We start from the raw sequence: 12,412 nt of genomic DNA, 5'->3' as shown, positions 1-12,412 counted from the left end.
GGTTCCGGTCTTCACCGACACCGAGACCGACGTGCTCCCGGCATCGAGCGGTGCGCGCAGCGAGCGCGGCAGCAGCACGCCCGGCACGGGGCTGATGCCCTGCGGTTCGCCGCGACCGTCGAGTACGCCGAGCGGCGTGCGCCCGGTGGTCCAGATCGAGCGGGCGCGAGCGTTCTCATCGAGCCAGGCGACCGGCTCGATCGAGCGTGACGAAGCGCCAGCGCCAGCGCCAGTGCTAGTGCCAGAGCCAGAGCCAGAGCCAGAGCCAGAGCCAGAGCCAGAGTCAGAGCCAGTGCCAGTACCAACCCCGGCGCCGACGCCGGCATCGATCTCGAAGGTCGCCTGCTGCCCGCGTTCGAGCACGAGCACGTCGCCGCTGTAGAGCGACTCACCGGTCCAGGCCGATGGCGGGGTCTGCACCGAGCCGGTGGTCGACGTCGCCGATTCGGCCTCGACCACGCGAAGACCGTCGAGCTCGGCGACATCCGTCACCGTCGTCGCTCTCGCGGCCACAGCGGGTCGGTCGTCGAGGGCGATCATCGTCAGCAACCCGTGAATCGTGCTCTCGGCTCCGCTGTTGCGATTGATCCCGCCGTCGGGCTGCAGGCCGTCGAACGTGATGCCGCTCGCGGGGTCGTACATCGGCTCACCCGCGCGGTTTGCGCCGAAGAACCACGCGGCCTGCATCGCCGCGAGCTCTTCGAAGCCGCTGCCGCCCGAGGCATCCGCGACCGAGGCATGCGCCATCGACGCATCCGCCACCGACAGCAGCGACTGCACCCGCGAATCGGCGCCGTACGCGATCTGCACCCGGTCGGCCGGCGTCGGGAACCAGCTGTTGTCGGGCCCGCCGGCGGTGAGCAGCGTCGTCGAGAAGCCGGCAGAGTCGGCCAGCGCGGGCTCGAGCAGGGCGGCATCGTCGAGCACGGCGGATGCCTCGGCCAGAGCCGCGGGCATCTGCGAACCCCATCCGTGCCACATCGAACGCGACAGCGCCCACGGCAGGATCGCGCCGTACGGCCATGAGTCGGTGTCGCCCGCACCCATCGCTGCGATGCCCTCGGCGAGCTGCTCGAGCGTCGTGCGTGCTGCATCGTCGGCGGGGGCGGCGTCGACATAGGCGGAGAGGCCGAGCACGGCCTCGGCCGTCGCGTCGGCGCCGTCGACGATGAGCCACGCTGGCACTCGCATGCCGTCGGAGGTCTCGTACTCGCCGTAGCGGTCGAGCACCTGCCGATCGACGGCCGCGCGCGCGAGATCGAGCCGTTCGGCGAGGAAGTCGGCGAACGCGGCATCCGACTCGACGAATGCCGCGTAGCCCTCGCCGAACGCCCAGATCGTGCGGGCCAGCCAGTAGCTCGCGTCGGAGTCGGAGGGGTCGGGCAGTTCGACGGGTTCGGCGCTCGGGTTGAGCGTGCCGTCGGGCTGCATCCACAGCACGACGTTGCCGGCGTGCTCGCCCTCGGCGGTCTGCAGGTAGGCGAGCGAGCGCAGCAGCTCATAGGCGCTGGCGCGGCTCGCGTCGTCGCCCGTCTGCTGCCAGTGCCGCAGGTACACGACCGCTGTGCGTGAGACGTCGTCGGCGTTGTAGGCGCCCTGGCCCCAGTGGCCGGTCGCCGGATCGAGCGGCCCGCCCCCGACTCGCTCGAACGTGCCGCCGTCGCGGGCGTCGGCGTAGGTCCAGGGGAGCGTGAGCTGCGGCTCCTCGGCAAGGCGGTAGGTGGTATGCCCGGGGAGCTCGCCGGGAGTCGCGGTATCGAGCAGGAAGTCGAGGTGCGCGGTGTTCGCGAGCGGCGCCGAGTCCGGCGCAGCCGCGCCGGGCGCTGCCACGCCGGGCGCTGCCACGGCGCTCGCGTGCGCCGGCGCCGGCGACGTGAGCGCCCCGGTGAGCACGAGCGCGGCTGCGGCGGTGAGTGATGCGGCCATCGTCGGGAAGGTGCGGCGAGAGACATCCGTGCTGTTCATGATCTGCCTTTCATTTCGGTCAGGCGGTGCATTCAAGCGGTGCGGTGCGGTGCGTGCAGGGCGGGGCGGGGCGATGAGAGCGGTGCGGTCAGGCAGCGCTGCCTGAGGTCAGCTGCGAACCCGGTCGAGCCGCGCCACGCCGATCTGCGAGTCGGCCATGCCGTAGAACACGTAGTGCTCGCCCTCGATCTCTTCGATCGCCGTCGGGAAGACGACGTTCGGCACGATGCCGCTGCGTTCCTCTTCGGTCTCGGGCGCGAGCAGCGGCTCGGCGGTGCGTGCGAGCACGATCGACGGGTCGTCGGCGTCGAGCAGCATCGCGCCGGCCGCGTAGTTGACGTTCTGCTGCTGCGAGAACGCGCTGTCGATCGTGCCGGTGACGCCGTGGTGGATCAGCAGCCAGCCCTCGGGCACGCGCAACGGCGGCGGGCCACCCCCGATCTTCAGCGCCTCGTAGGCGAACTCGGGCGCGGCGAGCATGCGCGACTGGCCCCACAGCGTGAGCGAGCGGATGTCGCTGAGCACCGCGTCGAGCGGAACGTACGCGATCCAGATCGACTGCCGGGCGTCGGTGATGCCGGCCGGCAGTCGCACGCCCTGACCCGGCTTCGTCTCGCTGAGGTCCCACATCGGGCGATGCAGCACCGCGAGGCTCGGCGTGCCGTCGGGTGCCGTGACGGGCTCGGGGAAGAACGTCGTGTCCTTGTTGTGGAAGAGGTTCAGATCCATGTCGAGGGCGTCGTCGTAGGCGAAGAGCGCCGGGCCGAGCCGGCGCCACTCGCGCAGGTCGCTCGAGACGGCGATCGCCGTGCGCGGCCCGAGCGGACCGTAGGCGACGTAGGTCATGACCCAGCAGTCGAGCGCGTCGATGCGCGTGACCCGCGGGTCTTCGACGCCGGCGTTGTCGGCGCCGCGCTCCCAGCCGCGGTCGGGCTCGAGCACGACGCCCTCACGTTCGACGCCGACGGGTACGCCGCCCTCGACCTGCACTCGGGCGAGCCCGACCCGTGAGACGTTGCCGTCGGCGACGAGTCGAGGCAGCAGGTAGAGCGTGCCGTCGGGTGCGCGGCCAGAGGCGGGGTTGAGCACGCCCTCGGCCTCGTTGGCGTTGCCGGGCTCGGGGCGCATGACGACGCCGAGGCGGGTGAGCGTGTAGGGAACGGTGGTGGTGATGGACATGTCAGCCTTTCACTCCGGAGCCGAGATCGTTCGAGACGAAATAGCGCTGGAAGATGATGAACAGGGCAACCGCCGGGCCGGCGAGAACGACCGCGCCGGCCATCATCGCCCCGAACGGATTCGAGGTCGACGCCGCGACATTCGAGATGAAGTTCGCGAGCGACACGGCGAGTGGTTGGAGTGCCGCCTCCTTCGTGATGAGGAACGGCCAGAGGAACTCGTTCCACGGGCCGATGAAGGTCAGCAGCACGGCCGTCAGCAGCGCCGGCCGCACGAGCGGCAGCGCGACCGACCAGAGGATCCGGAACTCACCCGCACCGTCGATGCGGGCGGCGTCGAAGAGCTCCTTCGGCAACTGCAGGAAGTACTGGCGGAAGATGAGCACCGCCGTGGAGTTGATGAGGAACGGCAGGATCATGCCGAGGTAGCTGTCGGAGAGCCCGTAGTCGCGCGCGATCATCACGTACAGCGGAATCATGAGCAGCTGGAACGGGACGACCTGCACGAGCAGCACGAGCACGAGGGTCGCCCCTCGGCCGCGCCACTTCAGCACCGAGAGGGCGTAGCCCGCGATCGTGCCGAAGACGACCGTGCCGAGCAGCACCCCGCCGGTGAAGATGCCGGAGTTCGCGAGCCCCACGAAGAGGTTCACCCGTTCGTTGATGTTGACGTAGTTCTGCCCGGTGATGTTCGACGGATCGGGGAAGGCACCCGCGAGGGTCGGGTCGGGGTCGGTCTGCAGCGAGCCGACGATCATGTAGTAGAAGGGGAAGAGGAACGCGATCGCGCCCAGTGCCAGCAGGACGTACCGAGTGATGGTGCCGAGGCGCGTCATGACTCCTTCCCTCCCAGAAAGCGGTACTGCAGCCATGCGATGATCAGCACGAAGATGATCAGGATGACGCCGAGGGCTGATGCGACATCCGGATTCCCCTGCTCGATGCCCTTCTGGTACATGAGCAGCACGGGTGACGTCGAGGCGCCGTTCGGGCCGCCCCCGCCCGTGAGCAGGTACGGCTCGGTGAAGAGATTCGCGCCCGTGATGGTGGCGAGCAGGAACACGAGCACCGTCGCCGGCCGCACGCCGGGCACCGTCACCGAGAAGAACCGGCGCACTGCCCCGGCGCCGTCGACGGATGCCGACTCGTAGAGCTCCTTGCCCACGTTCTGCAGGGCCGCGAGGTAGAGCAGGATGTAGAAGCCGAGCCCCTTCCAGGTCACGAACAAGGCGATGGTGGGCATCGCGAGCGCCGAGTTGATGAGCCACGACGGCTCGGGTGCGAGCGGCCCGAGCACCTGGTTCACGAGTCCGTTCTGGCTGAACAGGAAGAGCCACACCGCGACGACCGCGACCGAGGCGGTCACGTAGGGCACGTAATAGCTCACCCGGAAGAAGGTGCGCGCGTGCACGACCTTGTCGAGTGCCGTCGCGAGCAGGAGCGACAGCGCGACCGTGAGCGGCACGTTGATGAGCAGGAAGATGCCGACGTTGCCGAACGAGCGCCAGACAGCCGGGTCCTGGATCACGGCGAGGTAGTTGTCGAACCCGACGAACGGCCGGTCGACCTCAGCTCCCGGCGCGGCGAAGAAGTAGTCCTGGAACGACATCCACACCGAGAAGACGATCGGGTAGGCGAAGATCAGCCCGATGAAGAGCAGGTACGGCGTGCTGAGCAGCAGGCCGAGTGGATGCTCCCCGAGCCACCGCTTGCGGCGGCGACTCGGGGGAGCCTCATCGGGTGCGGCAGCCGACCTGGTCGGTGCCGCGTCGGTGGCGGTCATGGCGTGAGCCCGATCAACCCTTGGCGAGTTCGTCGATCTCAGTGGCGGCGTCGGTGAGGAAGTCCGCCACCGGCTCCTCGCCGAAGATCACCGAGTTCGAGTAGCCGTCACGGAACGCCTGCCAGATCTCGATCGAGTTCGGCACGTTCGGCACCTCGACGGTTCGAGCGGCCTGGTCGCCGAACAGCTGGTAGGCGGGGTTCGCCTCGAAGTAGTCGGCGTAGACCTCGGTCAGGTCCTGTCGCAGCGGCATCTGCCCGGTCTCCTCGAGCCACACGCCGTCTTGCTCCTCACTCGTCGAGAACTTCAGCACGTCCCACGCGGTGGCCTGGTTCTCGCACGCGGTGAACATGCCGACGTTCTTGGCGTCGCTGAAGGTGTACGTCTCTTCAGGTGCCGTGCCGTCTTGCGTGGGAACCGGTACTGAGCCCCAGTCGACGTCTTCGCCGTAGACCGAGATGGCCCACGGGCCGACGATCGACATCGCCGCCACGCCGTCGGCGAACGCGTCGCCCTGGTACTGCTCCTTGCCGGCGAGCCCCTCGGAGTAGAGCGTCGCCCAGAACTCGGCGACCGCGGTGCCGTTCTCGTCATCGAAGGTCGCTGCCTCGTCTTCGACGAGCAACGTGCCGCCCGACTGCGCCGCGTAGAGCGGGTAGAAGTCGAACCAGCTCTGGAAGAACTCGCTCGTCGGTGCGGGGTTGATCGCGAACTGCGCGGCGCCCGACGACTGCAGGGTGCGAGCCGTCGCGAGGAACTCGTCGTACGTCGCGAGCGGCGGGTTCTCGGCGTCGAGGCCGGCCTGGGCGAACATCGCCTTGTTGTAGAAGATCATCACCGGGTTCGACTTCCACGGCATCTGGTAGAAGCCGCCGTCGGGCGAACGGTACTGCTCGGCGAGGTCGCCGCTGCGCTCGGTGATGTAGTCGTCGCCGTCGTCGAAGTCGGAGAGGTTCACGAGCCCGCCCTGCTTCTGGAACTGCGGCACCGCCGCGGGCGAGGTGTTGTAGACGAGGCAGGGCGCGTTGCCGGCGGTGATCGCGGCGCCGATGACCTCTTCGCTCGAGGCGCCGGCCGGGATCTCCTGCGCCTTGACCTGCTCGTCGGGGTGCTCGGCGTTCCACGCCTCGACCATCTGCTCGCCCCAGGCGATCTCGGCCTCGTTGTTGGAGTACCAGATGGTGATGTCGCCACGGCCTTCCGTGCCGCCGTCACCGCCTCCTCCGCTCGTGCACGCGGTGAGGGCGAACGCCCCCGCCGCGGCAACGGCGGTCATCATGATGCGTCGGCGCATGGCCGGCTCCTTTCGTCGGGCGGCGTCGGTGCCGCGCGGGTTCGGATTACGTTCGGGGTGGTGCTGCGGCTACTGGCGCGGCCGGTGCTGCCGCTGTGGACTCGCGGATGACGAGTCGAGGCTCGGCGAGTTCGATGTCGCCGACCGGCTCTTCGGCGATGGCCGCCAGCAGGAGTCGCGCCGATCGGGCGCCCCATTCGGCGGCATCCGTCGCGACCGAGGTGATCGAGGGAAAGGTGTGCTCGCCGAGCTCGGTGTTGTCGAAGCCGGTGATCGAGAGGTCGAGCGGCACGCGGAGCCCGGCGCGCTGGGCCACCGCGAGGCCGGCGAGGGCCATCATGTCGTTCGAGTAGACGATCGCGGTCGGTCGTTCGGTGCCGAGCGCGAGCAGCTCGCGGGTGGCGCGGGCGCCGTCGACCGCGCTGAAATCGGTCTCGACGGCGGCCATCGGTTCGACTCCGCCCGCTCGAGCTGCGGCCGCGAACGCCTCGGCGCGGCGGCGGCCGTGCAGCATGTTCGACGGGCCCGCGACGTGGGCGATGCGACGGTGACCGAGCGCGATGAGGTGGTCGACGGCGGCACGGATGCCGCGGCCGTCGTCGACCGAGACCGACGGGAAGGGCGACGGGATGTCGGGGCGCCCGAGCGTGACCGCGGCGAGGCCGAGCTCGCTGACGAGCCGGATGCGGTCGTCATCGGCGCGGAGGTCGGTGAGGAAGACCCCGTCGACGCGCTTGTCGGCCGCGAGCCCGCGGTAGGTCGCTGCCTCCTCGCGCCCGGGAGTCGCTCGAGTGAGCACGAGCACCTGGCCGGCGGTCGAGAACTCGCTCTCGACGCCGGCGATGAAGGCGTGGAAGAAGGGGTCCGCTGCGATCACGTCGACGCTGCGGCCGATCACGAGGCCGAGCGCGTAGGAGCGGTCGACGCTGAGCGACCTGGCGCGCAGGCTCGGGGTCCAGCCGAGTTCGCGCGCTGCGGCGAGGATGCGATCGCGCGTCTCGGCGCTGACGCCGGGGCGGTCGTTCAGCGCGAACGAGACGAGGCTCTTGCTGACCCCGGCGCGACGGGCCACGTCGGTGATCGTGGGGCGCGCGGCTTGCCCGGAGTGCCCAGCCCGCCCTGACTGCTCAGGGTGCCCAGCTTGCCGAGCGTCTTCGGTCACCAGAGCCTCCATTGGCCGATCGGCGGATGCCGCTGCGAGTCGCAGCACACCTTCTAAACCGGTTTAGAGACACGGTACCCACAACTCCGGCTTCGACGCAAGGGGTTCGCCGATTCGACACGCACCCGCGTCAGGGCGGGTGCGCTCGCACGCTCGCGAGCGCACCCCTGCCGCTACTTCACGACCCTGAGCTTCTTCACCGCCTTCTCGACGAACTTCGTCGCGTGCTTCACGTCGTTCACGGTCGCACGCGAACCGGCGAGCACGACCTCGCCGACGGCGACCGCCTCGTCGAGCGTGGCGATCGAGGCATCCGTGTAGCGATCGCGATCGACGGCCGCCGCGCGTGCGAGCGCCGCGGAGAGCGACGAGGTATCGGCCGGTGCGGTGTCCGGCACGGCGACGAGACGCACATCGTCGAGCACGCGCCACGCCCCGGCCGAGAGCGCGAAGTCGGCACGCAGGTCGACGACGCCGTCGGCGCCCACGACCACGGTCGGCAGCGTCGCGGTGTGCATCTCGTTCCACGCCGTGAACTGCAGGGGAGCGCTCCAGCTGCCCGCCGACGTCGTCGCCGAGAGCACGCGCGAATCGGTCGACGCGCTGCCGGTGCCCTGCGTCGTCGCCTCCAGCGTGTACGTGCCGGCCGGCACGCCCGTGAGCGACTGCGCCGCCGACATCGAGTACGCCTGACCGCTCCAGAAGGTGAGGGCGAAGTCGCCGTCGGAGCCATCGGCGGTCTCGGTGCGGGCGGCCGGACCGGTCAGCGCCCACGCGCCGAGATCGGGCGACTCGAACGATCCGTTCTGCACGAGGTTCGCCGCGAGCACCGTGACCGATGCGGTCACGGCGAGGCCGGTCGAGGTGCGGCCGGGCACCGAGTACTCGCCGGGTCCGCGGATCCAGTCGACCGCGTCGCTCCAGTCGACCGACGGATGCTCCGTGCTGCCGTCGTTGTAGGTGACCGTGATGGTCGCGGGCAACTCGACGGCGGCGCCATCCGTCATCGACAGCTCGACGTGCTCGACCGAGACGACCTCGCGCGGAGCGACCGCACCCGTGTAGACGTACTCGAAGGTGCGCAGCGACTCGAGCGGCGTGCCGTTCCACGCGAAGAGCGACTGGTTGTCCCACGCCGAGCCGCCGTAGAACTCGCCGACGTGCACGGGGTCGTAGTCGCTCGCGAAGCTCGTCGCCCAGCCTGAGCCGTCGCGCTCCCAGAGCAGCTCGTTCGCCGCGACATCCGACGCCGGGCCCACCGGCAGCCACGCCGGCTCCCAGTAGAAGACGCCGATACCCGCGTCGCCCACGGCCGCAACCGCGGCGATCACGTCGCGCAGCTCGGTCGCCTGGCCCTGCACGCTCGCGGGGTAGTCGTCGGTGATCGTGGCTTCACCGATCACGTTCGGGTAGCCGTCGCCGTCGCCGAGGGTGTGCGCCCACGACGTCTCGGCGACCATGACCTGCTTGCCGTACGTCGTCGCGACGTGCGTGAGCGACGCGGTCAGGTTCTCGGTCGAACCGTGCCAGTAGGGGTAGTACGAGCTCGCGAACACGTCGTAGTCGACGCCGAACTGGGCGAGGCCCGCGGCATAGGTGGCGTAGCGGCCGGATGTCTCGGGGTTCGTGAAGTGCACCGCCACGAGTGCCTCGGGCAGCACTTCGCGCACCGCCGTGCTGCCCGCTGAGATGAGCGCTGCGAACTGCGCGTCGATCGCCGTGCCCGCGCGCGAGTAGCCTGCGATCGCATTGTTCGTCTCGTTGCCGACCTGCACCATGCTGACGTCGACGCCGGCGTCTTCGAACGACTGCAGCGCGTCGGTCGTGAAGTCGTGCAATGCCGTCACGGTCTGCTCGGGCGACAGGCCCTGCCACGCCTTCGGTGCGAGCTGGCGACCGGGGTCGGCCCAGAAGTCGGAGTAGTGGAAGTCGACGAGCACGCTGAGGCCCGCCGCGGTCGCCCGCGAGCCGATCTCGACGGCGCGCTCGACATCGACGTTGCCGCCGCCGTAGCCGTTGCCCGAGGCATCGAACGGGTCGTTCCAGACGCGCACCCGCACGGTGTTCACGCCGTTGTCGGCGAGCACCTCGAACAGGTCGGCGGGCTGCCCGGCGTCATCGCGGAAGACCACCCCGCTCTCTTCGAGCGAGAGCACCGTCGAGACGTCGACGCCGTTCGCGAAGTCGGGGGAGAGGCCGTCGACGCGCTCGACGAAGATGCCGGCGTCGACGGGCGGGGCGGTGTCGTCGGGCCCCGCCGCCCATGCGGGAGATGCGCCGGTCGCCGCGGCTGCCGGCACGGCGACGAGGGCGGTGAGCGCCGCCGCGATGGCGACGACGCCCCTTCTTGCTCGGAAATGCTGGTGCACGATCCTGCTCCTCTGCAGTCGGCAGCCCGGGCGGGTCGCTGCCCAGAGGGCGAGGGAATCCGCGGCGCTGCGGTGTCGTTCGCCCGGTCGGGTCGAACGAGGTCGGTGTGGGGTGGTGAGTGTGGTGTTGTGCTCGCTAGCGCATCAGCGCTCCCGCCAGAGCGGCGCCTCGATGAGGCGAACATCGTCGAGTGAGAGGAGCGGGCCGGTCGTCGCACGCCGCCGGGCGGCAGCGGCTTCGGGCAGGTGCACGGATGCCTCGGGGTGCAGCGGCACGATGCGCAGCGTCAGCTCGGCGTCATGCGCGACACCGAGCGCGTCGAGCCCGATGGTCCAGGGCGTGCCGTCCCAGAAGCGGTCGGCCACGACGACGCCGTCGGCCTCGAGCCGGGCGACATCGCCGGCCCACTCGACCTCGAGGAACCGGCGACCGCGGCGATCGGCCGGCAATTCGAGCGTCCAGCTCGTGCCGAAGCGCGCGACCTCGTCGCGGCTCGGGGCCGAGGCGCGGCCGGTGCGCTCGCCGTAACTCGGCGGCGGGGTGAGGCCGGGGATCGGGGCGCTGAGCGGCACGGGGAGTTCGCGGCCCGAGCGGGCAGGGCCGGCACCGGCGTCGGCGCCCGCACCTGCATCGGCATCGGCATCGGCACCGGCACGGGCGTCGGCATCAGCAGCGGATGCCACGACCGCCAGTTCGATCGCCTCGAACCGCCCGCTCGCCGGCACGTATTCGTGCACCGACGGCGCGTGCGCCGCCCGCACGGCGAGCGTGCCGTCGGCACTCTCGAACAGCGCGTCGCGGCTGAGCACGAGCCGGCGCTCGCCGCCGCCGTCGAGCACCCAGACCGCGTCGGCGAACGACGCCGGCACCACGAGCACTGTCAACCGGCCCTCGCCCTGCTGCAGTTCGAGTCGCTGCGGCACGTCGGCGTCGACACGCACGATGCCCGGCGCGAGCTGGCTCAGCACCGCGGCAGACTCGACGGCCGCGCCGGAGCCGCCCGTGGCCGTCACAGACACGGTTGCCGCCGTCGACAACTCCACCGGAATCCCAGCTTCGGCAATGAGCACGAGCGTCGGCTGCTCGCCTGCGAGCACCGTGAGCGGCGATGCGGTCGCCCAGTCGAGGTGCACGCCCCCGAGCTCGAGGTGCACGGGCCAGTGCGCGATCGTGCCGGCGGGCACGTCGATCGGCGTATGTGGAAACAGGGTCGTGCCGGCGTCGAGCGTCACCGCGAACTGCGCGTCGCGAACGGTGTCGAGCGGTCGGTGCGGCTGCTGCCACGTCACGAACACCCAGCCCGATTGGCCGTCGCTGCGCAGTGCCCAGCGCAGCGTCTCGGTGTCGTCGACATTCCCGGGCAGGTGCTCGGGCAGCGTCGACGGCATCGGGGCGAGCGTGTCGCCGAACGCGGCGAGGAACGCGTGCTGGCGCCGCAGTGCGGCGTGGCTCGCCGCGAGCAGCCCGGCCGCGCCGACCGGTGCGTGGAAGTCGTAGTCGAACTCGGGCAGGTCGTTCGGGTAGCCCGTCGCGTGCGACTCCTGCAGCGCCGGCCCGGGGTTCGTGCCGCCCGCGTACATGTAGTAGCCCTGCCAGCCCGAGCCGTTGCCGATCTTGTTGTGCGCGACCGCGGCGACATCCGCACCGCTCAGGAGCGGACGCCGGTGGTACGCCGTCGCCATGCCGCCGCCGAGTTCGCACGTGGCGGCGGGGAACGACGCCGACGGCAGTCGGGGCGTCTCGCCGCGCCGGCCGATGCCGGGGTGGTCGCGCAGGTCGGCGCCGATGCCCGGGTCGTCCCACGTGTGCGAGAAGAAGAAGTGCTCGCGAAACGTCGTGTCCCAGTCGTGGTCGGCGTCGACCCAGAAGCCGTCGCCGTAGCCGCCGTAGAGCGGCAGCACCGCGCCGGAGGGCAGCTCGGCGCCGCCCCATGCGGTCGCCGTGTAGATCGGCGCGACGAGGCCGTTGGCTCGGGCGAGCGACTTGAGCGTCACCAGGTGCCGGGGCTGGTCGTACAGCTCGTTGTCGAGCTGAATCGCGATGACGTTGCTGCCGGGCCCGCAGAGCGGCGCGAGCTGCTCGCCGAGCGCGGCGAACCAGGGCTCGACGAGGGCGAGGTAGCCCGGGTCATCCGAGCGGTGCTCGACGGGCGCCTGCTGCACCCAGTCGGGGAAGCCGCCGTTGCGCACCTCGCCGTGGCACCACGGGCCGACGCGCAGCACGACGTCGAGGCCGGCCTCGGCAGCGCAGCGCACGAACGCGGCGACATCGAGGTTGCCGTCGAAGCTCGGCCGGCCGCGCTCGGGCTCGTGGTGGATCCAGATCAGGTAGGCCGCGACGACCGTGACGCCGCCCGAGCGCATGAGGCGCAGCCGCTCCTCCCACTCGCTCCGCGGAACGCGGCTGAAGTGCATCTCGCCCGAGACGGGAATCGCCGGTCGCCCGGCGACCTCGACGTAGCGGTTCGTGAGCGCGATGCGCTCGTGCCGGTCGAGCTCGTTGCTCATCGCGGGGCGCGTCAGCGGCTCGGCCCAAGCCTCATGGCTCACGGCGAGCAGGGCGACGTCGCGCGCGGGCGACGGAACGGATGTCACGACCGGAACTCTCCTTCAAGCTGCGTGCACGGACTGTGTGCGGTCACAGTTCTAACACAGAAAGTC

At 70.5% G+C, this 12,412-nt stretch carries 8 protein-coding genes; all 8 read right to left on the bottom strand.

Annotated features, from left to right (window positions below; all coding sequences use genetic code 11):
- Window positions 1–1,965: hypothetical protein (locus H521_RS0114835; protein WP_051159322.1), on the bottom strand; the 1,965-nt coding region annotated here is incomplete at its 3' end.
- Between the two features lie 108 nt (window positions 1,966–2,073).
- Entirely contained in the window at window positions 2,074–3,144 is a 1,071-nt protein-coding gene (locus H521_RS0114830) for a glycoside hydrolase family 130 protein (protein WP_022893814.1), read from the bottom strand.
- A gap of 1 nt (window position 3,145) precedes the next feature.
- Window positions 3,146–3,979 carry a carbohydrate ABC transporter permease gene (locus H521_RS0114825; RefSeq protein WP_022893813.1) on the bottom strand — a complete coding sequence of 278 codons (834 nt, stop codon included), beginning with the start codon at window positions 3,977–3,979 and terminating at the stop codon, window positions 3,146–3,148.
- Window positions 3,976–4,926 (bottom strand): carbohydrate ABC transporter permease, encoded by a 951-nt coding sequence (locus H521_RS0114820; RefSeq protein ID WP_022893812.1) that lies wholly within the window; start codon window positions 4,924–4,926, stop codon window positions 3,976–3,978. The genes H521_RS0114825 and H521_RS0114820 overlap by 4 nt, the downstream gene beginning before the upstream one ends.
- Window positions 4,927–4,939: 13 nt before the next feature.
- The gene (locus tag H521_RS0114815) at window positions 4,940–6,220 is read right to left on the bottom strand and encodes an extracellular solute-binding protein (protein ID WP_022893811.1); all 1,281 of its coding nucleotides are present in this window, start codon (window positions 6,218–6,220) and stop codon (window positions 4,940–4,942) included.
- A gap of 46 nt (window positions 6,221–6,266) precedes the next feature.
- Window positions 6,267–7,382: a LacI family DNA-binding transcriptional regulator gene (locus H521_RS0114810; RefSeq protein ID WP_245560999.1), complete on the bottom strand. Its 1,116-nt coding sequence runs from the start codon at window positions 7,380–7,382 to the stop codon at window positions 6,267–6,269.
- A gap of 173 nt (window positions 7,383–7,555) precedes the next feature.
- Window positions 7,556–9,751, bottom strand: coding sequence for a glycosyl hydrolase 53 family protein (locus tag H521_RS23645; protein WP_022893809.1), 2,196 nt, complete (start codon window positions 9,749–9,751; stop codon window positions 7,556–7,558).
- Window positions 9,752–9,895: 144 nt separating this feature from the next.
- Window positions 9,896–12,346 (bottom strand): beta-galactosidase, encoded by a 2,451-nt coding sequence (locus H521_RS0114800; protein ID WP_022893808.1) that lies wholly within the window; start codon window positions 12,344–12,346, stop codon window positions 9,896–9,898.
- Window positions 12,347–12,412: the final 66 nt, after the last annotated feature.

Origin of the sequence: Agromyces subbeticus DSM 16689 (assembly GCF_000421565.1) — a bacterium.
In the GTDB taxonomy this organism is placed as follows: Bacteria; Actinomycetota; Actinomycetes; order Actinomycetales; family Microbacteriaceae; genus Agromyces; species Agromyces subbeticus.
This window is presented reverse-complemented; position numbering and strand designations above follow the sequence as displayed.

What these genes read in the sequence shown, in the direction of transcription:
- H521_RS0114830 (WP_022893814.1), bottom strand. Translation starts at nt 3,144, where the DNA reads ATGTCCATCACCACCACCGTTCCCTACACGCTCACCCGCCTCGGCGTC.
- H521_RS0114825 (WP_022893813.1), bottom strand. Translation starts at nt 3,979, where the DNA reads ATGACGCGCCTCGGCACCATCACTCGGTACGTCCTGCTGGCACTGGGC.
- H521_RS0114820 (WP_022893812.1), bottom strand. Translation starts at nt 4,926, where the DNA reads ATGACCGCCACCGACGCGGCACCGACCAGGTCGGCTGCCGCACCCGAT.
- H521_RS0114815 (WP_022893811.1), bottom strand. Translation starts at nt 6,220, where the DNA reads ATGCGCCGACGCATCATGATGACCGCCGTTGCCGCGGCGGGGGCGTTC.